Genomic DNA, 24,837 nt, shown 5'->3' with positions numbered 1-24,837 from the left:
TTACAGGAAAAATCATGTATTCCGCTTTTGATAAGAGTCTTTTGCACCCCCGCAACTGGGCGACCTGGTTTGGCCTGGCCATTCTCTGGTCGATCGTGCAATTACCCTATCCGTTCCTGCACAGCATCGGCACCCGCGCCGGTAAGATCTCGCGACGCTTCCTCAAGCGCCGGGAGCATATTGCCAGAAGAAACCTTGAGCTCTGTTTCCCCGACATGCCTGCTGAAGCGAGAGAAAAGCTGATCGAGCAGAACTTTATGTCGCTGGGGATGGGACTTATTGAAACCGGGATAGCGTGGTTCTGGAGCGATGAGCGCGTCAGGAAATGGTTCGACGTGGAAGGTCTCCACAATCTCGAAAAGGCCATGAATGCCGGTAAGGGCGTGATGGCGGTGGGCGTGCATTTTATTTCGCTTGAGCTCGGCGGCCGCACTATGGGCCTGTGCCGGCCGATGATGGCAACCTATCGCCCGCACAACAGTCCGCTGATGGAGTGGGTGCAGACCCGCGGACGCCTGCGCTCGAATAAAGCGATGATCGATCGCCGTAATTTATCCGGCCTGGTGCACGCCCTGAAAGCCGGCGAGGCGGTGTGGTTTGCCCCCGATCAGGATTACGGCCCGAAGGGCAGCGTCTTTGCCCCGTTTTTCTCCGTGCCTCAGGCCGCAACGACCAACGGCACCTACGTCCTGTCGCGCCTTTCCGGCGCCAAAATGCTGACCATCAGCATGGTGCGTAAAGCGAACGGCCAAGGCTACACCTTATATATCAGCGACACGCTGGACGATTATCCCGGCGAAGATAAGCAGGAAGCCGCCGGCTACATCAACAGGGTCATCGAGAGAGAGATTCTGCGCGCGCCTGAGCAATATCTGTGGGTTCACCGACGTTTCAAAACGCGCCCGCTGGGCGAAGGTTCTCTGTACTAAGCCAACAGGCACCCTAAGCTCTTTCAAAATCACGTTAGTTGCGTTAACGTGAGCGCGATCATATTTTTGTTGAACGCGAAGGAGTGCAGTGTGTTCGCTGAGTTTGGTGTTTTGAACTATTTGACCTACCTGGTCGGGGCCATTTTTATCATTCTGGTGCCTGGGCCAAATACCTTTTTTGTCCTCAAAACCGGTATCGCGCACGGCATCAGAAAGGGCTATCTGGCGGCAGCCGGCGTGTTTATCGGCGATGCGGTGCTGATGCTGCTGGCCTTTGCCGGCGTCGCGACGCTGATTAAGACGACGCCGGTGCTGTTCAATATCGTGCGCTACCTCGGGGCCATCTATCTGCTGTGGCTGGGCGGGAAAATGCTCTACGCGGTGCTGACGCAGCGGGAAGGGCATGCCGATACCCACGCCGAGCCGGCGAGCGCGATCCTCAAGCGGTCGCTGACCCTCAGCCTGACCAACCCGAAAGCTATTCTGTTTTATGTCTCGTTTTTCGTCCAGTTTATCGACGTTAGCGCGAAGACGCCGGGCCTGGCCTTCTTTATTCTGGCGCTGACCCTGGAAGTGATTAGCTTTATTTACATGAGCTTCTTAATTGTTTCCGGCTCGTTCGTTACGCGCTACGTTAGAACGAAAAAGAAGCTCGCCAAAATTGGCAACAGCCTGATTGGCCTGGTCTTTGTCGGCTTTGCTGCGCGCCTGGCGACGCTGCAGTCGTAGCCTGTTGGCCGGTATGCTGAGCCGGCCTGGCAGCGATAATCTCTGGGTGGTAACAAAAGCCCTTCAATTTTAATTGCATTGGTGTTACATATACAGCCGATTATCGGTCAGATAAAAGGGAACCCGGATGATTCTGCATAAGCTCATCAGCAATAAAAACAGTAAGAAATTTTTCATGTCGATAGCGGTGGTATTTGCCATCGCGCTTGCCGTCGTTGGACGCGCGACCTTTGGCGGCGTGGTGAGCGAGTACAATATGCCGTACTCCGAATGGACAACCTCGATGTTCTTCCTGCAGGGGGCGATGGTGACGGTCTACAGCATCGTGTTTACGCTGCTTTTCTCCATTCCGCTGGGCTTCGTCTTTTTAGGTTCTGACCGCCAGGACTAAGTAAAACAAGGCGAACCTGCGTTCGCCTTGATCCGCCTTTTTTCACCAGCCTCTGCCGTCGTAATGATGGTGGTGGTGTCTGTGATGATAGCCATCATCAACAATGCATCCCGATAACAGCGTGCATAACGCAAGCAGCAACGACAACACGATCGGTTTTTTCATCTCACTTCTCCGTTAATCCGCCGTCCGCCCGCGGCTGGCGGCGGTTTCGGCTGGTGAAGTGAGTGTATCGCGTTAAGTTATTGAGTGGATAAGACAACTCTGCAATTCAGGCGCGGCGGCAACCGGCGATTACCACCAGCCAAACTGCGCGCCAGCCAGCGCGATAGCGGCGATGATAATCATCAGGATAGTGCTTTTTTTCACGACGAACCGCCCGGTGCCGCGTATCCGCCAACAAAAAACCAGCCAAGAAAAATGACGGCGATAATAAAAATTACTACCGGGAAAAGAATACCCAATCTCATTGTGTTGTCCCTGAGCCTGCGAATGATACCCGCTATCATACTGGAAATTTCGGCGATTTAGTCAATATCCAGAAAAGTCTCTTTGCGGATTGACGTCGATGGCGCCAAAGCTGGCGCGCGGGTAGCTGATCTGCTGCCCGGCCAGGAAGTAAATCCCGGTGATTTCCTTACGCAGCGCAGCGATAAACATCTGCTGCCGTTCGGCGCCCGTCATCCGGCCCGACAATCAAAAACTCGTCGCCGCCGAGACGACCCGCGAGATACATTAGCTGAGGGAATATTTGTGGTTGCAGCGGGGAAAAAAGCCCCGTCGGGGGCGACGGGGAAAACTCATTGATTATGGAATGATCTGTTCTCTGGTCAGTTCGAGAACAAGGGCTACTCTAAGACGTAAAAGTGTAGTTAAAATGGAGAAACCGTGAAGAATCAGGGCACGATAACGGCTTTGATCAACAAAAGGAGTCAACATGAAGTGGATGACCATACTACTGCCGCTGGCGCTGGCCGGATGCGCGAAGCAGCCGCCGCCGCAGGACGCTCCGCCGCCGCCGAAGGCTATCGGCATGGCCAACCCGGCCTCGGTCTACTGCGGCCAGAAGGGCGGCACGCTGATACCGGTCCAGACGCCGCAGGGCGTGCGTAGCGACTGCAAGCTGCCAGGTGGCGAAACCCTCGATGAATGGGATCTGTGGCGCCGGGATCATCCCGCTAAGGCGTAACCTCGCCAGCGGGCAGGTTTTCCAGCCACTCGGCCAGCACCAGCGCGTGGTTTTGTCGCGTATCTTTGGCGGCGTAGATCAGCGTGAGCGGCTGCCGGCGAGCCAGCGCGGCCAGGCGTAGCCCCTCGTCGCGCTGGCTTTCCAGCTCCCGGCGGTACTGCTCGCGGAAGCTGGCGAAGTCGATAACTTCGCCGTGCAGGGCCTTGCGCAGTTCCGCGGAGGGCGTCAGGGTTTTGCACCACTCATCGTAGCGCAGCGCCTCTTTTTTAATCCCCCGAGGCCAAAGCCTGTCGACCAGAACGCGATAGCCGTCGCCGGCTTCAGCCGTCTCGTAGACGCGTTTACATTGGATCATCGCTATTCTCCATCCGTCTTATCCAGGCAAGCAGCTGTGGGATCTGCCCGTCGGAAAAAACCGTAATACCGTGTTCGCGCAGCAGGGCGGCCGCGACGCCGGAGCCGGGCTTGCGCTGCCCGCTAAAGGAGCCGTCGTAGATAAACTGGCTGCCGCAGGTTGGGCTGCCGTCGGTGAGCAGCGCCGCCTGGCAGCCCTCTTCCAGCGCGGCCTTCAGCGCCAGCCAGCTGATAGTGCGCGGTGACGTCGCGGCCGTCGCTTTCAACGATGCGTCCGCGGTTTCGCATCACCTCCGCGCCCTGGGCATCGAGAATTTCCGCCGGCAGCCTCGGTACCGGCAGTCCGGCGGCCAGCTCGGGGCAGTGGATCACCAGCCGGTTTTCGCGCTGCCAGCGCGCCAGCGTCTCGTTCAGCTGCGCCTTGTCGCTGCCGTTATAGCGCACCTGAAAGCCCATCAGGCAGGCGCTCACCAGCAGTTTACCGCCGCCGGGCCTGGGCGAAAGCAAACGGGTCGTCCCGGCATCATCCGTAACGGGAAGTGATTTTAGCATCGGTATCTCCGGTATAAAAAATTCACTGTGATGCCTCAGTGATATCGCCGCAGGCGCGTAAGGCAGCCCCAGCTTTTGCAATGCCAATATTATCATCTGCCATCACCGACTGCCAAAGCGTCGCCAGGGCCTCTGACCCATTCGGGGACAATCCCCCAGCGATCGCGAGCGCTATATTTTTGCCATTCAGCGAATCGTGCGGTAGCCATTGAGACGGATTGCTGTCAATGGATATCATCCCGTAGCGCCGCAGGTTTTTATTTAAAATATGGGGCTGTTCTACCCCATGCGGCTCTTGTAATATAATATTGTGGCTGCGTGAAATCTTTTTTTATAATAACGTATTAAAAATGATACCTTAAAAATATATTAAATCTCAGGTGCTATTTTTGATACTTTAAAAGTCCTCGTGATAAATCAGGTTATGTGATCGCCGTATATAAAGCAGTTTGGCTTAATTTAATAAAATAGCAAAACAAACACGGCAATTTATTACCTGAAACAGAGCCAGCTAAATCTGGCTCCACTCTATATTATTGAGGCCATATTATGGAAAGCGTGCAAAATACCCTCGTCGCTCGCGAGAGCAGCGGCTGGAGAAAAAGTGACACCGTCTGGATGCTGGGACTGTACGGGACGGCTATTGGCGCCGGGGTTCTTTTTCTGCCGATTAACGCCGGGGGTGGCGGTTTAATTCCGCTGATCATCATGGCTATTCTCGCCTTTCCGATGACCTTTTTTGCCCATCGCGGTTTAACCCGTTTCGTGCTCTCAGGTAAAAACCCAGGCGAAGATATTACCGAAGTGGTGGAAGAGCATTTCGGCATCGGCGCCGGCAAGCTGATTACTTTGCTGTACTTCTTTGCGATTTACCCGATTCTGCTGGTCTATAGCGTCGCGATCACCAATACCGTCGACAGCTTTATTACCCATCAGCTGGGGCTGGTCTCGCCGCCGCGGGCGATTCTGTCGCTGATTTTAATTGTCGGCATGATGGGCATTGTGCGCTTTGGCGAAAAGATGATTGTTAAGGCGATGAGCGTGCTGGTGTTCCCGTTTGTGGCGGCGCTGATGATCCTGGCGCTCTATTTGATTCCACAGTGGAACGGCGCGGTTCTGGATACCCTATCGCTGAGCAGCGCCTCCGCAACCGGAAACGGCCTGTGGATGACGCTGTGGCTGGCTATTCCGGTGATGGTGTTTTCCTTCAACCACTCGCCGATTATCTCCTCTTTCGCGGTGGCGAAACGGGAAGAGTACGGTCAGGACGCCGAGCGTAAATGCGCCCGGATCCTCAGCTATGCGCACATCATGATGGTGCTGACGGTGATGTTCTTCGTCTTCAGCTGCGTGCTGAGCCTCTCCCCGGCAAACCTCGCGGAAGCGAAAGCGCAAAACATCTCCATCCTCTCCTATCTGGCGAACCACTTTAACGCGCCGCTGATTGCCTGGATGGCGCCGATTATCGCCATGATCGCCATTACCAAGTCCTTCCTCGGCCACTACCTCGGCGCGCGTGAAGGCTTTAACGGCATGGTGATCAAGTCTCTGCGCAGTAAGGGCAAATCTATCGAAATTACCAAGCTGAACAAAATCACCGCGCTATTCATGCTGGTGACCACCTGGCTGGTGGCGACCCTGAACCCGAGCATTCTGGGGATGATTGAAACCCTCGGCGGACCGGTTATCGCCATGATCCTGTTCCTGATGCCGATGTACGCCATCAATAAAGTTCCGGCTATGCGCAAGTACAGCGGTCACATCAGCAACGCGTTTGTGGTGGTGATTGGGCTGATTGCCATCTCCGCCATCTTCTACTCTCTGTTCAGCTAAGCTCCCGGCGCCTCTCGTTGCGGGAGGCGCATCCGTTTTGCTTTGTAACCCTATGGGTGCCACATGATTAGCGTTTTCGATATTTTTAAAATCAGTATCGGTCCCTCCAGTTCACACACCGTTGGGCCGATGAAGGCCGGAAAACATTTTGTTGATACCCTACAGGAAAAGGGCCTGCTGCATAAAGTGACCCGCCTGGTGGTGGACGTATACGGCTCCCTTTCGCTAACCGGCAAGGGCCACCATACCGATATTGCGATTATTCTTGGACTCTCCGGCTATTTGCCGGATACCGTCGATATCGACGCCATTCCCACGATTATTCGTGACGTTAATAGCCTGCAGCGTCTGCGTATTGAGCAGGGCCAGCGGGAGGTTGAGTTCCCGGTGGCGGAGTGCATGCGCTTTCATCATGAGTTTCTGCCGCTGCATGAAAACGGTATGAGCATCACCGCGCTTTGCGACGGAAAAATCGTCCACTTTCAGACCTATTACTCCATCGGCGGCGGCTTTATCGTCACCGAGGAGGAGTTCGGTAAAAGTCAGGACGCGGAGGTCGATATTCCTTTCCCGTTCTACTCCGCCCGCAACCTGCTGGCGCACTGCCACGATAACTGCCTGTCGATCTCCGCGGTGATGATGAAAAACGAGGTCGCCCGCCACGGCAGAGAAAGCGTTGAGCACAATATGGCGAAAATCTGGGAGACCATGAGAAACGCCATTAACCGCGGCATGAGCACCGAAGGCCTACTGCCGGGGCCGCTAAAGGTACCGCGCCGCGCCTCGGCGCTGCACCGGGTGCTGGCTCCGCAAAGCCAGTCGATTACGCCGCTGAGCGCGATGGACTGGGTCAATATGTTCGCGATGGCGGTGGGGGAAGAGAACGCCTCCGGCGGCCGGGTGGTGACTGCGCCCACCAACGGCGCCTGCGGTATAGTACCGGCGGTGCTGGCCTATTACGACCGCTTTATCAAAACGGTGACGCCGGAAATCTATATGCGCTACTTCCTCACCGCCGGCGCGATAGGCATATTGTACAAAATGAACGCCTCTATTTCCGGCGCGGAAGTTGGCTGCCAGGGGGAGGTGGGCGTGGCCTGTTCTATGGCTTCCGCCGGGCTGGCGGAGCTGCTGGGCGGCAGCCCGGAGAAGGTTTGCATTGCCGCCGAAATTGGCATGGAGCATAACCTGGGACTAACCTGCGACCCGGTTGCCGGCCAGGTTCAGGTACCCTGCATCGAGCGCAACGCCATTGCGGCGGTGAAAGCGATCAATTCGGCCAGCATGGCGATGCATCGCACCAGCGATCCGAAAGTGTCGCTGGATAAGGTCATCGATACCATGTTTGAGACCGGGAAAGACATGAACGCGAAATATCGCGAAACCGCCCGCGGCGGGCTGGCGATTAAAGTCGCGGTCTGCGAATCCTGAAGTCCGCCTGCGCCGCCTGCAGCGCAGGCGGCTTTTTCGCGAAGTCCACCTCCTGCGCGACGCCCTTAGCCCTTATCAGGCCGGCCTTTTTTATCGGCCTCCGACGGCGGAAAAGACCAGACAACGCTGTGGGACGCCGACGAGGTGTACCATTCGTTAATGGTGGCGTTCGCCTTGCTGGCCTGTTCGGCGACGGCGCATTTCTCTTTTGGCTGCGGCGCTTTTTTGCGAATACGGATGCGGGGAGGGGCGGTGGCGTTGATTTGCGCATTAAAAGTACGAATATGCGAATCGAATAAAATAGACTCCAGCTGATGCAGCCGATCCAAACCGCGCAATATACCGATCAGCGTGCTCAGGGTGACGGATTCACCTAATTCTACGCGTTTGATGGTGGCGGCGCCAACCTGCGCACGTTCGGCGAGCTCAATTTGGGAGAGCCCGAGCTGCATACGCGTTTCTTTAATTCTGCGGCACAGTTCAGAAATAATTTCGCTATCGGACATCGTACTGAAACGCATTTTGCTGCCTCTACTGCTTAATAAATCATTACGGATTATTTAACAGGCTAATTTATAAATAAAGCGAATAATTTCTTTTTTGCGAGAGTAATAACACTGTTTTTTTATTTAACAAAACAGCTACAGGAAATGGGGTAAATAAGTACCGGGAATGAAATAAAAGAGTAAAAATTCGGATATAGATTTTTAGGTATTTTCAGCGAGGATAATGCCCCGCAGGCCGCCCGCCGGGCAGAAAATAGGGATTGTGTTCCGCGCGGGAGATCGCTAATCTGAGGCTCCTTGTGTTGCCCGAAAAATCGTTCTGACATAAGGATCCTGCTATGAACACTCCCCTGCGTATTGCCCTGGTTGGCGACTACAACCCTGACGTTGTCGCGCACAAAGCTATTCCCTTAGCCATCGACGATGCCGCTGCCGTGCTGGAGCTGCCCCTGCGCTACGACTGGCTGGCGACCAGCGATATCCGCGACGCCGAGGCGCTCGCCGATTACGACGCTATCTGGGTGGTGCCCGCCAGCCCCTATAAAAATGCCGCCGGCGCGTTTATCGCGATCCGCTATGCGCGCGAAAACGGTATTCCGTTCCTTGGCACCTGCGGCGGCTTTCAGCACGCGATCGTCGAGTACGCGCGCAACGTCATCGGCTGGCAGGATGCGGGGCATGCGGAAACGGATAGCGGAGGGCGAATGGTGATTGCGCCGCTAAGCTGCTCGCTGGTGGAGAAAACGGCGGCGATTGAGCTGCGCGCAAATACGCTGATCGCCCGCGCCTACGGCCGCGACAGCATCGAAGAGGGCTATCATTGCAGCTACGGTATTGCCGAGGAGTTTGCCCGCGAGCTGGAGCAGGGCGATCTGCGGGTGACCGGCTGGGACGAAGAGGGCGATATCCGGGCGGTGGAGCTGGTGACGCATCCGTTCTTTGTCGCGACCCTGTTCCAGCACGAACGCCACGCGCTTGCCGGACGTCCGTCGCCGCTGGTGCAGGCCTTTTTACGCGCCGCCAGCCAATAATTAACTCACGGCCCCTGGACGGCCCCGCAACGCCGGGGCCGTCCAGGCCGAGGGCAAAAGAGCGCTTTAGCCGTTAATCTCCCGGGCGCGGCCGGCGAGGGCGCCAAAGATGGCCATCACCACGGCGCTCAGCGCCACGGCGATCAGCGGAATGTGCCAGTCGCCGTTGGCATCGTGGATTTTCCCCATCACCGGCGGCCCGCAGGCGGCCAGCAGGTAGCCGACGGCCTGCGCCATGCCGGAAAGCGCCGCTGCCTGGTGCGCCGAGCTGGCGCGCAGGCCGATAAAGGTCAGCCCCAGAATCATCGTCGCCCCGGAGCCGAAGCCAAAGAGCAGCGCCCAGAGGACCGCCTGCCCGGGCGCCAGCCACAGCCCGGCCGAGCTGACGGCGCACATCAGCGCCACCAGCACCGCGATGCCGCGCTGGTCTTTCAGCCGCTGCAGGATCAGCGGGACCGCAAGGCCCGGCGCGGCGGTGGCCAGCTGAAGCAGGCCGTGCAGGGAGCCGGCCTGCGCTTCGCTATAGCCAAGACTCTGCAGAATGGCCGGCAGCCAGCCGACTATCACGTAATACACCAGCGAGTTAATGCCGAGGAACAGCGTCACCTGCCAGGCCAGCGCCGAGCTCCAGATTCCGCGGTTGTGCATAGCGCCTGACGCGGTCAGCGGGGCGGCGCCCTGCCTGCGCGACTGCGGCAGCCAGAAGAATAGCGCCAGCAGCGGGAAGGCCATCAGCATGAGCAGCGCGCCGCGCCAGCCGAAGCCGGCCAGCGCCAGCGGGACCACCGCGGCCGAACCCAGCGCCGCGGCGGCGCCCATGGTGAGCGAATAGGCGCCGGTCATTTTGGCGACATGCTGCGAGAAGTCGCGCTTGATTAAGCCCGGCAGCAGTACGTTGCCCAACGCAATACCGCAGCCAATGACGGCCGTTCCGCCAAAGAGCATGCTTGTGGAAGGCAGCGAGCGCAGGCCGATGCCGAGGCAAATCAGCCCCAGGGCGAGCAGCAGGCTGCGTTCGATACCGAAGCGGCGGGCAACGCCTGCCGCCAGCGGCGAAACCAGGCCAAAGGCCAGCAGCGGTAGGGTGGTTAACAGTCCGGTCTGGGCGGTGGTCAGACCGTACTCTGCGCGAATGGCGTCCAGCAGCGGGGCGGCGCCGGTAAAGGTCACGCGCAGCGTGGTGGCGATCAATAAAATACCGGCAATCAGCAGCAGATTACGGCGGCCGGCGGCAGGAAGAACAGAACTCATGGCTATCTCAGACCAGTAAACAGGAACGCTACAATAGCGCGTTTGCCGATTGTTTAAATCAAGCTAAAATGACAGATTATCGCTAATATCGGACAATTTGATGCTTGGATTAGGTCTTGACGGCTATGACCCGGACAGCGGGCACGAAGCGGCCCTTGCGTTTCATATTCAGGTGGTTGAGGACGAACAGTTTATTCCGCGTCATCAGCACCGCAAAGGGCAGCTGATTCTGGCGCTGCACGGCGCGCTTACCTGTGAGGTGGAAAATGGAATGTGGATGGTGCCGCCGCAGTACGCGGTGTGGGTTCCGGGCCAGCAGCCCCACAGCAATCGCGCGACGCCGGGAGCGCGGATCTGCTTTTTATTTATCGAGCCGGGAGCGGCCCCGATGCCTCAGCGCTGCTGCACGCTGAAGATCTCGCCTCTGGTGCGCGAGCTGATTCTAAGCCTTGCCGGGCGCAGCGCGAAGGAGAGCGAAAACCCCACGACCCGACGGCTGGTGCAGGTTCTGTTCGACGAGCTTCCGCAGCAGCCGGAGGAGCATCTGCAGCTGCCGGTGTCCGCGCATCCGAAAATCCGCCAGATGGCGGATCTGATGGCGGTCGCGCCGGCGCAGTGGCAGACCCTCGGACAGTGGGCGGCGGAGTTCGCGATGAGCGAGCGCAACCTGGCGCGGCTGGTGGTTCGCGAAACCGGCCTCAGCTTTCGCCGCTGGCGCCATCAGCTGCAGCTGATCCTGGCGCTGCAGATGCTGATCCGCGGGCAAACGGTGCAGCAGACCGCGCACGAGCTGGGGTATGACTCGACGACGGCGTTTATCACCATGTTCAAAAAGGGCCTCGGCCAGTCGCCCGGACGCTATCTTGCCAGCCTGACTACGACTTCCCGATAAACAGCGAGATGATCCCCGCGGCGATCAGCGGGCCGACGGGCACCCCGCGGAACAGCGCGACGCCGAGGACGGTCCCCACCAGCAGTCCGGCGACCAGCTGCGGCTGCGACCCCATCAGCGAAACGCCGCGCCCGCCGAGCCAGGAGACAAACACCCCGACGGCGATAGCCAGCAGCGACTTCCAGTTAACGAACGAGTGCAGCAGCGTCGAGGGGGGCAGAGTGCCGCTGGCGATGGGCGCCATCACGCCGATGGTTAAAATGATAATACCGATCGTCAGCCCCTGTTTTTCAATCCACGGGAAAAAGACGTTGAGCGGCGTGACGCGCACGATAATTAAAACGAGGATAGATATTGCCACGGTGGTGTTATGGCTGATAAAGCCGAGCGCGGCCAGCCCCAGCAGCACGAACAGGGTGGTATCGAACATGTCAGAAGATCCTTGCCAAAATAATAAGCCCAACTACTTTACGCATAATAGCGTGAATAAACAGGCTTATTTGTCACGCTGGCACGCTTTCAGCAGGCTTCCGCTCAGGCTTGCCGACGAAAGGCGACCAGCTCGGGACGCGCGATGCGCAGATAGTCGGCGGTATTGAGAATAATTGAGCGGTCCAGCCGTCCGGCGTTGAAGGCAATTTCGCTGAAGTTCTCGAACAGCAGCGGGTCGGCCACCAGGCGCAGCGCCGGATGGAAGCTGAAAGGGGGAATGGCGCCAAAGACGCAGGCCGTCAGCGCGTCGACTTCAGCGGGGCTTGCCAGCGAGGCTTTGCTGCCGCCAACGTGCAGCGCCAGGCGCGAGAGATCGGCCTGCTGGTCGGCGGCGAGGATCGCCAGCACGTGCTGATTGATGCCGTGGCCTTTCACTTTACAGACCAGCGCCTTCGCCCCTTGCCCCAGCGCGGTGCCGCGAATTGCAGAAACCGCCTCGCATTTTCCCACCGCCTCATGCTCTACCAGCCGGTAGCGGGCCTGACGTTCGTCGAGCAGCGCCAGCAGCTGGCGGTGGGTGTTCGGTTTTTCAGGGACATTCATGCGCGGTTATCTCCGGTGACAAAACCGCCAGTTTAATCCTCCCCGCGGCGAATGAAAACCGCCGTCCGCCGCCGCGATCTTTCACATTAAATCCCTAATTCACTCATTTTGTCTCCTGAAAGATATGCTGGAATAGCGAAAAGTATTACTATCCACCCGCTGCTTAAAGCGAACGAAATTTATTAATCAAGAGAACTTTTCTCATTTTCATTAGTCCTTAATGGGACTAACGAGGTGCTGTTGATAGTGGTAACGAGGTTATGATGATGGAAAACGCAGCGGTGCAGGTATCCCCCCGGAAGTTCAAAAAAATAAGGGAACTGAACAGGCGCCGTAATTATTTTATTAAGAAAGTTCGTAACGTGATGCGCGTTTATATTGCCAAAGCGTTCTGGGACCGACGTGTCCGCCAGGAGGTCGACGTCAGGTCGGCGAAAACCGTGCTGCTGATGCGCAACGAAGGCGCGGTAGGGGATGTGGTGGTTGATTCCGCGCTGGTTAAATGCCTGCATGAATCGGGCTATATCGTGGATTTCCTGCTGACCAAATCGAACAGTCAGGTGATGCGCCACAATCCCAGGATTCGTCACATCTATGAGGCTGATAACGTCGACTCCGCCACTTTTTTGCGCAAATTTACGCACAACGTTCCTCAGTCTGTTATTAATGAGCTGGCGAATAATAAGTACGATATAGTTATTGACCCCTCGTTGTTTGATATGCCTATACACAGGATGTTGCTTCTCCGGCAAATAAAAGCAAAATCAGTGCTCGGTTTTAATAAATGGCCATCAATTAACCACTACACCACCTCGTTTAAATTTGATTGTGAAAACTGGCACGTCAGCAAAACGTTTGATTTTATTGCTGAGCATTTGCAGCTGGATAAGAAACATCTCACAACCTACGACCTGCATATCCCGCAGGATGTTCACCAGCAGGTTCGCCAGCATCTGGCCGCTATTGACGGACCCAGGGCGGTGGTGAACATTTTTGCCGGCCATCCGGACCGCAGCCTGTCGCAGGAGCAGCTGTCGACGCTGATCGCCAGGTTGCAGGCGGAGTATCCGCGGCTCAACGTTATTCTGCTCGATCATCGCAGCGAAATTCGCATTCCGCTGCCGGAAAAGGTGAGCGTAAATCCGTTTAAAACCCTGTACCACGCGATGGCGCTGATTGCCGAAGCTGACCTGGTTATCTCGCCGGATACGTCGATCGTACATATGGCGGCGGCGTGGAAAAAGCCGCTGGTGGCGATCTATAAAGATGTGCGGATGAACAACCGGCTGTGGGCGCCGGGGTATGACAACGCGCAGCAGATCATCGTTAAATGCGGCAAGGTCTATCAGCAGCACGATATCGCCGATCTGATCGTCGACCGGATCGATCCCCAGGTGCTGAAAAGCCGCCAGACGCAACGTTGACCCGGCCTTCCGCCCCGAGCCAAAGTCCGGCGGCGGGGCGGAAGACTGCCGATATGCAGCGGCTCCCGCAATGACGGGCGGCCACTGCCGGCGAATTTACGCCTGCCGCAGATCCTGCAGGACGGCAAGCAGGCGCTGGGTCGAAAGCTCGTTTTCACTCTCCCGATAAGCTAATCCCAGCTCTCTCCACAGCGACGGCTTTAAGGGGCGAACGGCGATGCGGCCATCTGCGGAGAGCTGCGTTCCCGATTCAAGCGGCAGCAGCGTGGCGCCGTAGCCGGCGCCCACCAGGCTTTTAATGGCATCGTTGTAATCAAGCGTGATCCGCGGCGCGGGGCTATGGCCCGTTTCGGCAAACCAGCCGCTGGTCAGCTGCGACAGATGGGTACCGGAGCCGTTCAGCACCAGAGGTTTTGCGCTTATCCATTCCGCGGTCACCTCGTCCGGGGCCGTCCACCCTGCGGGCAGGAAGGCGACAACGGGATCCCGCCGCCAGGCGTCAATTTTCACGCCGCTGCTCCGGGGCTGCGGCAGAGCCACGATACCGATATCGAGCGAGCCGGATTTCAGCTGCGCAAGGGTCTGCTGCGACGTCAGGATGGTGATGTGCACGTCAATATGCGGATGGGACTGCGCCAGCCGTTCAAGCGCCTGGGGCAGCAGATAGGCAATGGCGCCGGTGGATGCCCCAAGCCGGACCTGGCCAGTCAGCCCCTGTGCCTGGCGGGATATGTCATCGAGCGCATAGGCGACGTCGGCGAGTATTCGGCGGGCGTGGGTAACCATGTTCTCGCCAATCGCCGTCGGCCTGACTTTGCCGCGGGTGCGGGAGAGCAGCTTTGCCCCCACGCGGTCTTCGAGCTCGGCGATGTGCAGGCTGACCGTCGGAGGCGCCAGGTGCAGCAGCCGGGCGGCTTCGTTGAACGAGCCGGTATCGGCGATCGCGATCAGCGTGCGCAGCCGATCGAGATTGATCTCCCGCATGTCGCATACCTCAGAAAAACTGAATTTGACGTTAGGATAATTCAACTTTACCAATTCTTAAAGCGGGCACAACATTCATGCACTGACGTTCTGTCCGGTTTAAGGAAATGACAATGACTCACGTATTTATTGATGGCGAACAGGGCACGACGGGGTTGCTAATCCACGAACGTTTGCGCCATCGTTCCGATATTGAACTTATGACTCTGCCCCTTTCCCGACGCAAAGAGCGGCGTCTTCGCGCGGAGATGCTGAACGACTGCGACATCGCGATTTTGTGCCTGCCCGATGAGGCGGCGCGTGAGTCGGTCGCGATGCTGGAGAACCCGCGGGTGCGCGTTATCGACGCGAGTTCGGCGCATCGCACCGCCCCCGGGTGGACCTACGGTTTTCCGGAGATGGACGCCGACCAGCCGGAACGCATCAGAGCGTCGAAGCGCGTCACCAATCCCGGCTGCTACCCAACGGGGGCTATTGGCCTGCTGCTACCGCTGGTGAACGCCGGGCTGCTGCCCGCGGATTATCCCGTTTCCATCCACGCCGTGTCCGGCTATTCGGGCGGCGGAAGGGGGGCGATTGAGCAGTATGAAGGCGGCTCCGCGGGCGCTGAACCCGCTTTTCAGGCGTATGGTTTAGGCCTCAGGCACAAACATGTTCCGGAGATCGCGTGCTACGCCGGGCTTTCGGCCCCGCCATTTTTCATGCCGGCTTACGGCGCGTACCGTCAGGGGATTCTCCTGAGCGTGCCGCTGCAGCAGCGCCTGCTGCCTGAACATGCTGATGCAGCAGCAATACAGGCCTGCCTTGCGCAGCATTATCGCCATAGCGGGCAGGTCAGGGTGCTGGCGCCTGAAGTCGCCGGTGGGATCGAGCGCCTCAATCCGCAGCATCTGAACGGCACCAACGAGATGGAGCTGGGCGTATTTTTCAATCCTGAAAGCGGACAAATCCTGCTGACGGCGGTTTTTGATAACCTCGGCAAAGGGGCGTCGGGAGCCGCGGTGCAAAACCTGGACCTGATGATCGGCGCCGGCTTCAGGCGTTAACCGCTATTCCATGCAGCGGGAGGAATATTCATTTTAACGATGGCGGCGGTATGGCCTCTATTTATCGCCCTGCCGTCGCCGACGTTAATAACACTCTTTTTTTGCACTCAAAATATGAAAAAACATACATAAATAAAAACATAATAGTTTTTATTTTAACATATCCGATACAATTAAATTTTTGTTTGTGAGCCGTTTCATCATTTTTAAGCGGAGAGTGCGGTATGGTTTAGGGGCTTTTAAATTTATTCGGCGGATGTCATGAATAATAAATATAAATTACACGAATTTCTTGATGTCGATCGCCTGCAAACCCTCCAGGACAACTTCAGTAAATCAATGATGATTGCTCTCGTAGTGGTGGATCAGGAGGGCGTTCCTGTGACTCGCCCGAGCGGTTTTTCGGATTTTTGTGCCCGTTCCAGAATGAATGAGGCGCTGGCCCGGCACTGCTACGACAGCGATAGCGCGGGCGGCGAAGCGGCAATGCGCGCCGGGGAGCCGGTGGTGTATCGTTGTTACTGCGGCTTTGTGGAGTTTGCCGTACCAATAATGATTAACAACCACTATCTTGGCGCATTTATTTCAGGCCAGGTGAAAGTCGAAGAAGATAAAGAGAAAAGCATCCCTTACATCCTCGATAACAACCATCTTTGGCAGGAAAATCCCTGGCTTATTAATTTGCATCACAATACCCAGCGCATGCCTTATGAGCGCTTTGAATCCACGGCCTACACGCTCCTGCACGTGGCCTCATATCTGGTAGAACAGGCGCACGCTAATAACATTCAGCGTGAATTACGTCATAAAGAGCAGGAGCTGACCGGAGAGTTGCGCAAGCGCGTTGAGATTGAACGCTCGCTGCACGACGCGGAGTTCAAAGCGCTTTCGTATCAGATTAACCCGCATTTTTTATTTAACGTGCTCAATACGATTGGCCGCCTTGCCTTTCTTGAGGATGCCAGCCGCACGGAAACCATGGTGCACGATTTCTCCGATATGATGCGCTACCTTTTACGCAAGAATAACAATGGATTGATTACTCTTGGCCAGGAGATGAACTATGTGAATTGCTATATGGCAATTCAGAAAGTCAGAATGAATGACCGCTTTGATTACGTTTGTGATATCCCGGAAAAATATAAGGATGTGGTGTGCCCATTTTTAATTCTTCAGCCGCTTGTAGAGAACTTTTTTAATTATGTGGTTGAACCGCGTGAAACGCAGAGCCATATCGTTCTGCGGGCCAATGACGATGGCAAAGATGTGATTATTGAAATTACCGATAATGGCGATGGGATCTCTCCTGAGGATATTGAGCACATCCTGTCTGGAAACCAGAATCGGCAAAAAGGCGGTATAGGCATTAATAACATAAAAAATCGCCTGCAGCTGTTATTTGGAGAAAGCTACGGCTTGCAAATCTCCAGCCCCCATAAGCCAATGTTCGGCACCACGATCAAATTGCGGTTCCCCATGATGCCCACCTGAGTCCGGAGCGTGCGTATGTATAATATTGTCATTGTTGAAGATGAGTATATCGAGTCGGAATCGCTAAAGCGTATTATTTCCCGCTGCGTTGAAAACTCGGTCATTCATGAGGCATCAACCGGCAGAAAGGCTATCCAGCTGATCGATCGGCTGGATCAAATCGACATGATGTTTGTTGATATTAATATCCCGCTGCCGAACGGGAACCAGGTTATCGAGTACCTCAAGCAGAAAAACACGCAGACCAAGGTGATTGTGACGACGGCGAATGATGATTTTGAGATCGTTCGCCATATGCTCAGCCTGAAAGTTGACGACTATCTTCTGAAGCCGGTGAAGCAAAGCACCCTGAGCGATACTATTCGTAAAACGCTGCTGGTCGATGAGCAGGAGGCCGAGGTCGTCCGGGAGCTGCGACAAAAGATAGGCGATCTGATCGGCCGCTGCGATTACCCTGGCTGGCACACTTTTTTATTCAGCATCCTTGATGCGGCCTGCACCGGTCAGACTTTTGGCAGCGATCGCTCGAAAACGGTGACCGATGTCCTTGAGCTACTGCAGCAACATCTTGCAGGACTGGGGGAGAGGTATGCTGCCTGCCGTCACAAAGCTGCCGCGATTATTCAAACTATCCATCAGCAGGGATTATCCTCCGGCCACTACTGGCGCATCATGACCGGCTTATTAAGCCTTAGCGATGATATTTTTGAGCAGCTATTCAAGGGCGCGAACGGCAGTATGGACTTTGTCAGCCGGGCGCAGTTTCACATTGAGAAAAATATCTTCAAAAACCTCACCCTTGATGACGTTGCGGCTAAAACGTTTGTCAGCTCTTGCTATTTGAGCCGGGCATTTAAAAAGACCATCGGCGCGGGCTTTTCGAGCTACATTACCAGCCGTAAAATCAGCATGGCAAAATCGCTCCTGCAATTCAGCGACCTAAAGGTCAATACGATCGCGCTGGAGCTTTCCTGGCAGGATGCGAACTATTTCTGCCGCATCTTCAAAAAAGAGACCGGTATTGCCCCATCGGATTACCGCCGCATCGTCTCGCCGGAGGCGTGCTGATTACCCCGGGATTTTTTGCGCTTGCCGCAAGCGTGAGCGCAAAAAAGTCCGCTATCCCCGCAATATAGTTTACCTGCGCGAAAAACGGCGGCCGTTAAAATGAAGCACTCTCCTTTTAATATGGCGCCGGCATGGACGAATACCTTTTTACCTCTGAATCGGTTGCCGAAGGGCACCCGGATAAGATGGCGGACCAGATTTCTGACGCCATTCTCGATGCGTACCTGTTGCGCGACCCGTGGGCGAAAGTTGCCTGCGAGTGCCTGGTGAAAACGGGCGCCGCGATCCTCGCCGGGGAAATATCATCCTCTGCAAACATTGACGTCGAACAGATTGTGCGCAGCACGGTGAAAGCCATCGGCTACGATGACTCAGAGAAAGGCTTCGACGGCGCGACCTGCGCCGTTATGAGCATGCTGGGCCGCCAGTCGGACGATATCGCCAGGGGCATCCGCGCCAGCGATTCGTCCGCCGTTGGCGCCGGCGATCAGGGGATTACGTTCGGCTATGCGTGCGATGAAACGCCGCAGCTGATGCCCGCACCTCTGCTGTATGCCCACAGATTGATGGAGCGACAGGCGCTACTGCGTAAAACGCGCCGGCTGGAGGGATTGTTGCCGGATGCCAAAAGCCAGGTCACGTTGTGCTATGCTGACGGGCGCGTACAGCACGCTGCAGCCATTGTGGTTTCAACGCAGCATCGCGCTGACGTTTCGCTCGCCGCGCTGCGTGAAGCGATCGTCGAAGAGATCGTTAAGCCGGTCATTCCCTCATCGTGGCTGACGCCGAAAACGCGTTTATTGATTAACCCCGCGGGCCCGTTTATCAGCGGAGGGCCGGCTGCGGACTGCGGCCTGACGGGGCGTAAAATCATCGTCGATACCTACGGCGGCGCGGCCTGTCACGGCGGCGGCGCCTTTTCAGGCAAAGACCCCTCTAAGGTCGATCGTTCCGCCGCGTATGCCGCGCGCTATGTGGCAAAAAATATTGTTGCCGCCGGCCTGGCAAAACGTTGTGAAGTGCAGCTTGCCTGGGCCATCGGCGTATCCCGGCCGGTTGCGGTTCGCATTAATACCTTTGGCACTTCGCGGCTGGCATCAGAAACGCTGGCCCGCCTCGTGGAACACCATTTTGACCTGAGCGTCTACGGCATTATTCAGCAGCTCGATTTGCTCGCGCCCCGCTATCGCCAGACGGCGTGCTATGGCCACTTTGGTCGTGAAATCTTTCCATGGGAGCTCACCGATAAGGCCGCGCTGCTTCGTGATGATGCGGCGGGCCAGGCGTGCGCGCCCGCGTATACCTTATTGAATTGAAAATAACAGGAGAAAGTTATGTCCGGGCAGAGCTTAGGCTTAATTGAAACCGTCGGCTTAACTGTGGCGGTGGAAGCCGCCGATGCCGCAATGAAATCTGCGAATGTCGACCTGGTCGGATACGAGCTGACGAAAGGCGGGGGGCTGGTGGCGGTAAAACTAACGGGCGACGTTGGGGCGATGAACGCGGCGGTCGCGGCCGGCGTGGCCGCCGCAAACCGAATAGGGCAGGTTTACGCCTGGAAGGTCATTGCGCGTACCGCCGCGGGCATTGATGCGCTGATCGCCCGCGGGTCCGAGCCTGCGGCACCGGTGACGCAAGACCAACCGGCGGCAGCGGCACGGAAAGAGGAGAGGATCGCGGTTATCAACATTGAGCCCGCGGCGGGCGCGTCAGATTGCCTGGCATTGGCGGAAGATGTAGCAGAGGCATCGCTCCCGCCCGCCCCGCAGGCGCTACCCGCGCAGGGCGAAGGCGACGCTGAACTTAGCCCGGAAGAGGCGCCAGAAACGCTAGCGCATGACGATAAAAAGCCGCCGCGGACAAGAGCAAAGGGCGCCCGGCGCTAAAAAAACGTTATGGAATCAAGCCACCTGCGGGTGGCTTTTTTGTGCGCCTCGGGCGCAGGTCCCGGCCGGTGACGGTAAATATCAACAAAAACGCCGTCGCACCCGCAGGCGCGACGGCGTCGATCGCGTTTTATCCGTCAGGCGGTGCGGTTTACCACCTGTTCGGTTTTTGCGGCGGGTAAATTACGCCCGATACAATAGCGATAAATCGCGGCCCCGAGGATCCCGCCGATAACCGGCGCAATCAGCGGCACCAGAAAGTAGGGAATATCCCTGCCGCCGGTCATGGCCACCGATCCCCAGCCGTTGAGATAGGTAAAGAGTTTTGGACCGAAGTCGCGGGCCGGGTTCAAGGCAAAACCGGTCAGGGGCGCCGTCGCTGCGCCGATAACCGCAACCAGCAGGCCGATCAGGAGGGGCGCAAGCGGCCCTTTCGGCACGCCGTTACCATCATCGGTTAGCGCCATGATAAGTCCTATTAAAATTGAGGTGATGATGATCTCCACCAGCCCCGCCAGCCATACGCTGATGGATGCGGCCGGATACGTTGAAAAGATACTCGCCAGAAATAGGCTATCCTGGCTGCCGCGTATCATCTGGTGGGCATGCTCGTAATCGGCAAATAAATTGTGATAAATCAGGTAGGTTAACGCCGCGCCGCAAAATGCGCCGGCCATTTGCGCCGCAATGTAGGGCACCACTTTTCTGGCGTCAAAACGGGCAAACATCCATAGGGATATTGTCACCGCCGGATTAAGATGCGCGCCGGATATGCCGGCGGTCAGGTAGACGGCAAGCGCAATCCCGAGCCCCCACACCACGCAGATTTCCCAAAGACCAAAGCCGGCGCCCGCCAGCTTTGCCGCACACAGCACGCTGGTACCGAAAAATATAAACAGGCCGGTACCCATAAATTCTGCAATGCATGGCCCGGTTATTGATTCGTAAGATTTACTCATGATAGTTTCCTGTATTAAGCACTATATTTATCGCTTAACGCTATGAGAGTACAAAGGATGTATACTCGTCATACTTCAAGTTGCATGTGTGTTGGCTACGTTCGCTCACCCGAATCACTTACTGGTGTATGCTCATCGGGATTCACTCCCTTGCCGCCGTCCTGCAACTCGAATTATTTAGAGTATAAAAATAACGGTATTATTTTTTATTACTGATTAACCACCAATATGGCAATGGAACCCCATTGATTCGACGACTTTTTTGAGACTTTCTATTTTATCTTCGGAGTGCGATTTCGCTTCACCCATAGGGTAAATTCTACCGAGCAGGTTATATTTATTTTCCCCGAAGGTGTGGTAAGGCAGCAGGTGGATGGTATCGACGCCGGACATTAGCCGGGCAAACTCGGCAATGCCGCGGATTTCATCCGGGTTGTCGTTTACTCCGGGAATAACCGGAATGCGAACAATAACTTTAGTAATAAATGAAATTCGGATCAGGTTCTCGAGAATTTTGCTGTTATTTACCCCGGTGTTCTCTTCATGAACGGCCGGGTTGATGGCTTTAATATCGGTTAATGCCAGATCGACCCACGGGAATACGTCTTCAACGACCTCTTTCGTGGTAAATCCGGTGGTCTCGATGGCCGTATGCCAGCCTTTTTCTTTACACGCTTTTAATAATTCACGGGCGAACTCCGGCTGGGCGAGCGGCTCTCCCCCTGACAGCGTCACGCCGCCGCCGGATCGGCGAAACAGATTTTCCTCTTTTTGTAATTCCCGCATCACCTCGCTCACCGACATCCGTTTGCCTTTCATTTCCAGCGCCTGGGTTGGGCACACGCGCGTGCAGTCGCCGCACTGGATGCATCGCTCGCGATCGATAAAAAAAGGGTTGTCGGGAGATAGCGCCTTTTGCTTGCAGACGGCAACGCATTTTCCGCAGCGGATACAATCGCTCTTTTTATAAATTAATTCCGGCTGCGGGCGCTGCGATTCCGGATTACTGCACCATCTGCAGGCGAGGGGGCAGCCTTTAAAAAAGGGGATTGTCCGGATACCGGGGCCGTCGTGCAGAGAATAGCGTTGAATATTGAATAATACGCCTTCGGTATCGTATTCGACTCTCTTCATAACATTACTCGTCAAAAAAGCGACCACCGGGCAACCGCAGGATAGCCGCTAAAATCGTGTCTGATACAGGGCCATACCGGTAGGTATGGCCCTGACGGGGCTAAATCAGAACTGCTGCTCGGTACGGCTGATAATGTCATCCTGAACTTCTTTGGCCAGTACCACGAACTGAGCGCTGTAGCCCGCAACGCGAACCACCAGATCCTGGTGCTGCTGCGGGTTTTTCTGCGCCTCGACCAGCGTGTTGCGATCGATGACGTTGAACTGCACGTGCATCCCTTTCTTGTCGAAGTAGTTACGCACCAGCCCGCCAAAGTTGCGCAGACCTTTCTCGCCGGCCAGAGAAGAGGGCAGGAATTTCTGGTTATAGAGCGTGCCATTAGAGGCGATGAAGTGATCCAGCTTCGCCACGGAGTTCGCTGCGGCGGTGGGGCCCTGGGTATCCTTACCCTGGCGCGGCGATACGCCGTCTGCCAGCGGCTCTTTCGCCAGGCGGCCATCCGGCAGCGCGCTCACGTCTTTACCAAACAGGACGTTAGCCGATACCGGGTAGATGCCCGCCTGGAAACGACCGCCGCGCGGGTTGGTGTATTTTTCCACTTCCTGGCAGTAGATCAGCGCGCAGTTGCGGGCGACAAGGTCCACCTCGTCGATGTCGTTGCCGAAGCATGGCGTGTTTTCCAGAATGTGCCGGATCTCTTCATAGCGAGAGCCGCCGGCGGCTGGCGCCGCGCCGGTAGCGGAGAGCTGGCGGTACACTTCATTTTTGATCGCCGCCGGATCGAGTGAACCGTGCTGGTCGATAATGCGTTTTACCACCTCATAGACATCCTGCTCGCCCAGCGACGTTTTGCCTGCGGCGCCCTGCGGATTAGCCCCCACCGGGTAACCGAAGTTGGCATCCAGCGCGCCTTTCAGCTCCTGGAGCGTCATGCGCCGGTCTTCAAACACCTGTTTCTGGATGGCATACACCGAGTCGCCGGTATCCGCCACGCCGAAGGCCTGCGGGCCGGTAAAGTTATAGATTGCGCCGCCTTCCTGCAGGGATTTCCCCCGGCCGATGCAGTCATCCACTAGCGCAGAAAGGAAGGGCAGCGGGCAGCGTTCGCCGTGCGCAATATCCACGCTGTTACAGGCCTCAACTAGCTGGTGCACGAAGTGCGCCATCTGTTTTTTGAACGCCGCGTAGAAGTCATCGATGCAGGTGTACTGGGTCAACTCGCCCGTAACCGGGCCGAGCTGTTTGCTGCCCGCACGGCCGTTGTTAAGGGTGATTTCCAGCACTTTCGCCACGTTAAAGAACGCGGCATCATGCCAGCCCTCCGTGCGGTGCGGGGCCTGCGGTTCTACGCAGCCGATGATGCAATAATCCCGGGCGTCGTGCAGGGAGACGCCGCGGTTCTGCAGCGCCGGAATGATCACCTCATCGTTATACATGGCCGGTACGCCCAGTCCCAGACGCACCAGCTCGCAGGCGCGGTAGAGGAACTCATCCGGCGTGCCCTGCCAGACGCGAATTGAGAAGGAGGGCTGCGGCAGGCGCACGTGCGCGGTCGCTTCCATGCACATGTAGGTCAGCGGGTTGGTGGCGTCGCGGCCATCTTCCGTTTGCCCACCGACGCACAGGTTCTGGAAAACGGCATAGCCCGCAAACGCCTGCGCGGAGACTTCGTCGCGCGTTTTGTTGATGTCGTTAAGCTTGATCCAGCAGCAGTCCACCAGCTCCTGGGCAAATTCTTTGTCGATCGATTTGTCGGCGGCAAGGTAGGGGTACATATACTGGTCGAAGCGCCCCGGGGAGATCGAGTGCCCGCTGGATTCAATCTGCAGCATGCTCTGGATAAACCAGAATGTCTGACATGCTTCCCAGAACGTGGTGGCGCCATATTCCGGCACGCGGGTACAGTTCTGGGCGATTTGTTCCAGTTCGCGCTGGCGAACCGGATCGCGCTCTTCTCGCGCCAGGCGAGACGCCTCCTGGGCATAGCGATGCGCGAAGCTGATAGCCGCCTGGTAACTCATAATGACGGCATGATAGAACTGCTCTTTTTTGATGTAATCCGGCGAGCTGCGATCGAGATTCTCCAGCGCGCGGGTCACTTCATTAATGATGCCGCGAAAGCCGATTTTCAGCACCTTACCGTAGTCAACGCTGACGTGGCCTACGCCGCCGAAAAAGTAGTTGCCGACGGTGAACACGCCGTTCCCCATGCTCTCTTTGGTCCCTTCGGACATATAAGAGGCGGCCAGCGAGCTGGTGGTTTTACCCGGCCAGTATTGAAATGCCTGGCGCAGCTCCTCGGCGGTTTTTTTCTCAATAATAAAGGGGTCGGCAACGCGCTGCGCCATGGTGTCGAACTCTTTCTCAACCCAATCGTAAGAGAACTCCGGGCAGATCTCCGTTGAGCGCGGATTAATGGTTACGGCGCCAACAATTAATTCATCCGGGCGAATCGTGACCGGTAATTCATTAAATATTTTCTCAACCACTTTTGCCCTGCGCATAATAGCAGGCAGATGTTCGTTCTCTTTATAAGCCTCGGTTGCCAGCACCGCGCGCTCTGATTCTACATAGGGTTTGGCATGCAGAATCGTATTTTTGAGTCTTACAACACGATCGGTCGGATTAGTAAAGCCTTTCTCTAACATACAATAACTCCCGAAATGATATGCGCGTGATTGAGTAACCACGCCTGAATTGTTTAACCTGACGGCAGTGCCG

25 protein-coding genes and 2 pseudogenes are annotated in these 24,837 nt (G+C 56.4%); 14 read left to right on the top strand and 13 right to left on the bottom strand.

The annotated features are described in order from the left end of the window. The first annotated feature begins 14 nt into the window (after positions 1-14). The 3 genes from lpxP to AC1M2H_RS16505 all read left to right on the top strand — a co-directional run bounded on the left by lpxP (position 15) and on the right by AC1M2H_RS16505 (position 2,049). A complete protein-coding gene (gene lpxP / locus AC1M2H_RS16515; protein WP_480148172.1) occupies positions 15-929 on the top strand; it encodes a kdo(2)-lipid IV(A) palmitoleoyltransferase in 915 nt (304 codons plus the stop codon). 90 nt (positions 930-1,019) lie between these two features. Continuing rightward, positions 1,020-1,658 carry a leucine efflux protein LeuE gene (leuE, locus tag AC1M2H_RS16510; RefSeq protein WP_480148171.1) on the top strand — a complete coding sequence of 213 codons (639 nt, stop codon included), beginning with the start codon at positions 1,020-1,022 and terminating at the stop codon, positions 1,656-1,658. Between the two features lie 127 nt (positions 1,659-1,785). Next, the gene (locus AC1M2H_RS16505) at positions 1,786-2,049 is read left to right on the top strand and encodes a DUF2534 family protein (protein WP_480148170.1); all 264 of its coding nucleotides are present in this window, start codon (positions 1,786-1,788) and stop codon (positions 2,047-2,049) included. 42 nt (positions 2,050-2,091) lie between these two features. On the opposite strand, the gene AC1M2H_RS16500 is transcribed toward AC1M2H_RS16505, so the two are convergent. From AC1M2H_RS16500 to AC1M2H_RS16490, 3 genes are all read right to left on the bottom strand, one after another. Next, a complete protein-coding gene (locus AC1M2H_RS16500; protein WP_095096653.1) occupies positions 2,092-2,214 on the bottom strand; it encodes a hypothetical protein in 123 nt (40 codons plus the stop codon). Between the two features lie 200 nt (positions 2,215-2,414). After that, positions 2,415-2,519: a YoaK family small membrane protein gene (locus tag AC1M2H_RS16495; protein WP_480151967.1), complete on the bottom strand. Its 105-nt coding sequence runs from the start codon at positions 2,517-2,519 to the stop codon at positions 2,415-2,417. A 61-nt stretch (positions 2,520-2,580) separates the two neighbouring features. Then, positions 2,581-2,733, bottom strand: a complete 153-nt coding sequence (locus tag AC1M2H_RS16490) for a hypothetical protein (protein ID WP_480148169.1) — start codon at positions 2,731-2,733, stop codon at positions 2,581-2,583. 253 nt (positions 2,734-2,986) lie between these two features. Between AC1M2H_RS16490 and AC1M2H_RS16485 the strand changes: the two genes are divergently transcribed. Further along, on the top strand, positions 2,987-3,238 hold the full coding sequence (locus AC1M2H_RS16485; RefSeq protein ID WP_480148168.1) for a putative hemolysin: 252 nt from the start codon (positions 2,987-2,989) through the stop codon (positions 3,236-3,238). On the opposite strand, the gene AC1M2H_RS16480 is transcribed toward AC1M2H_RS16485, so the two are convergent. Together AC1M2H_RS16480 and AC1M2H_RS16475 are read right to left on the bottom strand one after the other, a co-directional pair. Further along, on the bottom strand, positions 3,228-3,593 hold the full coding sequence (locus AC1M2H_RS16480) for a DUF488 domain-containing protein (RefSeq protein ID WP_480148167.1): 366 nt from the start codon (positions 3,591-3,593) through the stop codon (positions 3,228-3,230). The genes AC1M2H_RS16485 and AC1M2H_RS16480 overlap by 11 nt on opposite strands. Next, a pseudogene (locus AC1M2H_RS16475) lies at positions 3,580-4,048 on the bottom strand (2-thiouracil desulfurase family protein). Before AC1M2H_RS16475 ends, AC1M2H_RS16480 begins: the two are co-directional and overlap by 14 nt. A 645-nt stretch (positions 4,049-4,693) precedes the next feature. Here AC1M2H_RS16475 and AC1M2H_RS16470 point away from each other — a divergent pair. Next, positions 4,694-5,977, top strand: a complete 1,284-nt coding sequence (locus AC1M2H_RS16470) for an HAAAP family serine/threonine permease (RefSeq protein ID WP_480148166.1) — start codon at positions 4,694-4,696, stop codon at positions 5,975-5,977. Between the two features lie 63 nt (positions 5,978-6,040). Continuing rightward, entirely contained in the window at positions 6,041-7,408 is a 1,368-nt protein-coding gene (locus tag AC1M2H_RS16465) for an L-serine ammonia-lyase (protein WP_480148165.1), read from the top strand. Positions 7,409-7,473: 65 nt separating this feature from the next. Here AC1M2H_RS16465 and AC1M2H_RS16460 read toward each other — a convergent pair whose 3' ends face one another. Continuing rightward, positions 7,474-7,929, bottom strand: coding sequence for a helix-turn-helix domain-containing protein (locus AC1M2H_RS16460; protein WP_480148164.1), 456 nt, complete (start codon positions 7,927-7,929; stop codon positions 7,474-7,476). Positions 7,930-8,252: 323 nt separating this feature from the next. Between AC1M2H_RS16460 and AC1M2H_RS16455 the strand changes: the two genes are divergently transcribed. Beyond that, a complete protein-coding gene (locus tag AC1M2H_RS16455) occupies positions 8,253-8,945 on the top strand; it encodes a CTP synthase C-terminal region-related (seleno)protein (protein ID WP_480148163.1) in 693 nt (230 codons plus the stop codon). Positions 8,946-9,011: 66 nt separating this feature from the next. Here the strand turns inward: AC1M2H_RS16455 and AC1M2H_RS16450 are convergent, their stop codons facing one another. Continuing rightward, a complete protein-coding gene (locus AC1M2H_RS16450) occupies positions 9,012-10,196 on the bottom strand; it encodes a CynX/NimT family MFS transporter (RefSeq protein ID WP_480148162.1) in 1,185 nt (394 codons plus the stop codon). A gap of 97 nt (positions 10,197-10,293) precedes the next feature. On the opposite strand from AC1M2H_RS16450, the gene AC1M2H_RS16445 reads away from it, so the two are divergent. Beyond that, entirely contained in the window at positions 10,294-11,088 is a 795-nt protein-coding gene (locus AC1M2H_RS16445) for an AraC family transcriptional regulator (protein ID WP_480148161.1), read from the top strand. Here AC1M2H_RS16445 and AC1M2H_RS16440 read toward each other — a convergent pair. Together AC1M2H_RS16440 and AC1M2H_RS16435 are read right to left on the bottom strand one after the other, a co-directional pair. Beyond that, positions 11,072-11,518, bottom strand: a complete 447-nt coding sequence (locus AC1M2H_RS16440; RefSeq protein ID WP_045854946.1) for a DUF441 domain-containing protein — start codon at positions 11,516-11,518, stop codon at positions 11,072-11,074. The genes AC1M2H_RS16445 and AC1M2H_RS16440 overlap by 17 nt on opposite strands. 104 nt (positions 11,519-11,622) lie before the next feature. Continuing rightward, entirely contained in the window at positions 11,623-12,123 is a 501-nt protein-coding gene (locus AC1M2H_RS16435) for a YbaK/prolyl-tRNA synthetase associated domain-containing protein (RefSeq protein ID WP_480148160.1), read from the bottom strand. Between the two features lie 263 nt (positions 12,124-12,386). Between AC1M2H_RS16435 and AC1M2H_RS16430 the strand changes: the two genes are divergently transcribed. Beyond that, the gene (locus tag AC1M2H_RS16430) at positions 12,387-13,547 is read left to right on the top strand and encodes a glycosyltransferase family 9 protein (RefSeq protein ID WP_480151966.1); all 1,161 of its coding nucleotides are present in this window, start codon (positions 12,387-12,389) and stop codon (positions 13,545-13,547) included. 96 nt (positions 13,548-13,643) lie between these two features. Here the strand turns inward: AC1M2H_RS16430 and AC1M2H_RS16425 are convergent, their stop codons facing one another. After that, on the bottom strand, positions 13,644-14,531 hold the full coding sequence (locus tag AC1M2H_RS16425) for a LysR family transcriptional regulator (RefSeq protein ID WP_480148159.1): 888 nt from the start codon (positions 14,529-14,531) through the stop codon (positions 13,644-13,646). Positions 14,532-14,644: 113 nt separating this feature from the next. On the opposite strand from AC1M2H_RS16425, the gene argC reads away from it, so the two are divergent. From argC to AC1M2H_RS16400, 5 genes and pseudogenes are all read left to right on the top strand, one after another. After that, positions 14,645-15,577 (top strand): N-acetyl-gamma-glutamyl-phosphate reductase, encoded by a 933-nt coding sequence (argC, locus tag AC1M2H_RS16420; protein ID WP_480148158.1) that lies wholly within the window; start codon positions 14,645-14,647, stop codon positions 15,575-15,577. 261 nt (positions 15,578-15,838) lie between these two features. Further along, positions 15,839-17,068, top strand: a complete 1,230-nt coding sequence (locus AC1M2H_RS16415; RefSeq protein WP_480148157.1) for a sensor histidine kinase — start codon at positions 15,839-15,841, stop codon at positions 17,066-17,068. 15 nt (positions 17,069-17,083) lie between these two features. After that, positions 17,084-18,136: a response regulator transcription factor gene (locus AC1M2H_RS16410; RefSeq protein ID WP_480148156.1), complete on the top strand. Its 1,053-nt coding sequence runs from the start codon at positions 17,084-17,086 to the stop codon at positions 18,134-18,136. Positions 18,137-18,267: 131 nt separating this feature from the next. Beyond that, the gene (metK, locus tag AC1M2H_RS16405) at positions 18,268-19,452 is read left to right on the top strand and encodes a methionine adenosyltransferase (protein WP_480148155.1); all 1,185 of its coding nucleotides are present in this window, start codon (positions 18,268-18,270) and stop codon (positions 19,450-19,452) included. An 18-nt stretch (positions 19,453-19,470) separates the two neighbouring features. Then, a pseudogene (locus tag AC1M2H_RS16400) lies at positions 19,471-19,746 on the top strand (BMC domain-containing protein); the annotation flags it as partial. Positions 19,747-20,159: 413 nt separating this feature from the next. Here AC1M2H_RS16400 and AC1M2H_RS16395 read toward each other — a convergent pair. The 3 genes from AC1M2H_RS16395 to grpM all read right to left on the bottom strand — a co-directional run bounded on the left by AC1M2H_RS16395 (position 20,160) and on the right by grpM (position 24,764). Next, positions 20,160-20,981 (bottom strand): MIP/aquaporin family protein, encoded by an 822-nt coding sequence (locus AC1M2H_RS16395; RefSeq protein WP_480148154.1) that lies wholly within the window; start codon positions 20,979-20,981, stop codon positions 20,160-20,162. Between the two features lie 216 nt (positions 20,982-21,197). Continuing rightward, positions 21,198-22,115 (bottom strand): glycyl-radical enzyme activating protein, encoded by a 918-nt coding sequence (locus tag AC1M2H_RS16390; protein WP_480148153.1) that lies wholly within the window; start codon positions 22,113-22,115, stop codon positions 21,198-21,200. Between the two features lie 105 nt (positions 22,116-22,220). Next, positions 22,221-24,764: a glycyl radical diol dehydratase GrpM gene (grpM, locus tag AC1M2H_RS16385; RefSeq protein WP_480148152.1), complete on the bottom strand. Its 2,544-nt coding sequence runs from the start codon at positions 24,762-24,764 to the stop codon at positions 22,221-22,223. Between the last annotated feature and the right edge of the window lie 73 nt (positions 24,765-24,837).

It is taken from the genome of Klebsiella sp. F11 (assembly GCF_056712265.1).
This window is presented reverse-complemented; position numbering and strand designations above follow the sequence as displayed.

Coding starts and splice junctions, on each gene's coding strand:
- lpxP (WP_480148172.1), top strand. CDS start 15: ATGTATTCCGCTTTTGATAAGAGTCTTTTGCACCCCCGCAACTGGGCG.
- AC1M2H_RS16435 (WP_480148160.1), bottom strand. CDS start 12,123: ATGAATGTCCCTGAAAAACCGAACACCCACCGCCAGCTGCTGGCGCTG.
- AC1M2H_RS16470 (WP_480148166.1), top strand. CDS start 4,694: ATGGAAAGCGTGCAAAATACCCTCGTCGCTCGCGAGAGCAGCGGCTGG.
- AC1M2H_RS16395 (WP_480148154.1), bottom strand. CDS start 20,981: ATGAGTAAATCTTACGAATCAATAACCGGGCCATGCATTGCAGAATTT.
- AC1M2H_RS16430 (WP_480151966.1), top strand. CDS start 12,387: ATGATGGAAAACGCAGCGGTGCAGGTATCCCCCCGGAAGTTCAAAAAA.
- AC1M2H_RS16415 (WP_480148157.1), top strand. CDS start 15,839: ATGAATAATAAATATAAATTACACGAATTTCTTGATGTCGATCGCCTG.
- metK (WP_480148155.1), top strand. CDS start 18,268: ATGGACGAATACCTTTTTACCTCTGAATCGGTTGCCGAAGGGCACCCG.
- argC (WP_480148158.1), top strand. CDS start 14,645: ATGACTCACGTATTTATTGATGGCGAACAGGGCACGACGGGGTTGCTA.
- AC1M2H_RS16390 (WP_480148153.1), bottom strand. CDS start 22,115: ATGAAGAGAGTCGAATACGATACCGAAGGCGTATTATTCAATATTCAA.
- AC1M2H_RS16440 (WP_045854946.1), bottom strand. CDS start 11,518: ATGTTCGATACCACCCTGTTCGTGCTGCTGGGGCTGGCCGCGCTCGGC.
- AC1M2H_RS16455 (WP_480148163.1), top strand. CDS start 8,253: ATGAACACTCCCCTGCGTATTGCCCTGGTTGGCGACTACAACCCTGAC.
- AC1M2H_RS16500 (WP_095096653.1), bottom strand. CDS start 2,214: ATGAAAAAACCGATCGTGTTGTCGTTGCTGCTTGCGTTATGCACGCTG.
- grpM (WP_480148152.1), bottom strand. CDS start 24,764: ATGTTAGAGAAAGGCTTTACTAATCCGACCGATCGTGTTGTAAGACTC.
- AC1M2H_RS16505 (WP_480148170.1), top strand. CDS start 1,786: ATGATTCTGCATAAGCTCATCAGCAATAAAAACAGTAAGAAATTTTTC.
- AC1M2H_RS16425 (WP_480148159.1), bottom strand. CDS start 14,531: ATGCGGGAGATCAATCTCGATCGGCTGCGCACGCTGATCGCGATCGCC.
- AC1M2H_RS16490 (WP_480148169.1), bottom strand. CDS start 2,733: ATGACGGGCGCCGAACGGCAGCAGATGTTTATCGCTGCGCTGCGTAAG.
- AC1M2H_RS16465 (WP_480148165.1), top strand. CDS start 6,041: ATGATTAGCGTTTTCGATATTTTTAAAATCAGTATCGGTCCCTCCAGT.
- AC1M2H_RS16495 (WP_480151967.1), bottom strand. CDS start 2,519: ATGAGATTGGGTATTCTTTTCCCGGTAGTAATTTTTATTATCGCCGTC.
- AC1M2H_RS16485 (WP_480148168.1), top strand. CDS start 2,987: ATGAAGTGGATGACCATACTACTGCCGCTGGCGCTGGCCGGATGCGCG.
- AC1M2H_RS16460 (WP_480148164.1), bottom strand. CDS start 7,929: ATGCGTTTCAGTACGATGTCCGATAGCGAAATTATTTCTGAACTGTGC.
- AC1M2H_RS16480 (WP_480148167.1), bottom strand. CDS start 3,593: ATGATCCAATGTAAACGCGTCTACGAGACGGCTGAAGCCGGCGACGGC.
- AC1M2H_RS16410 (WP_480148156.1), top strand. CDS start 17,084: ATGTATAATATTGTCATTGTTGAAGATGAGTATATCGAGTCGGAATCG.
- AC1M2H_RS16450 (WP_480148162.1), bottom strand. CDS start 10,196: ATGAGTTCTGTTCTTCCTGCCGCCGGCCGCCGTAATCTGCTGCTGATT.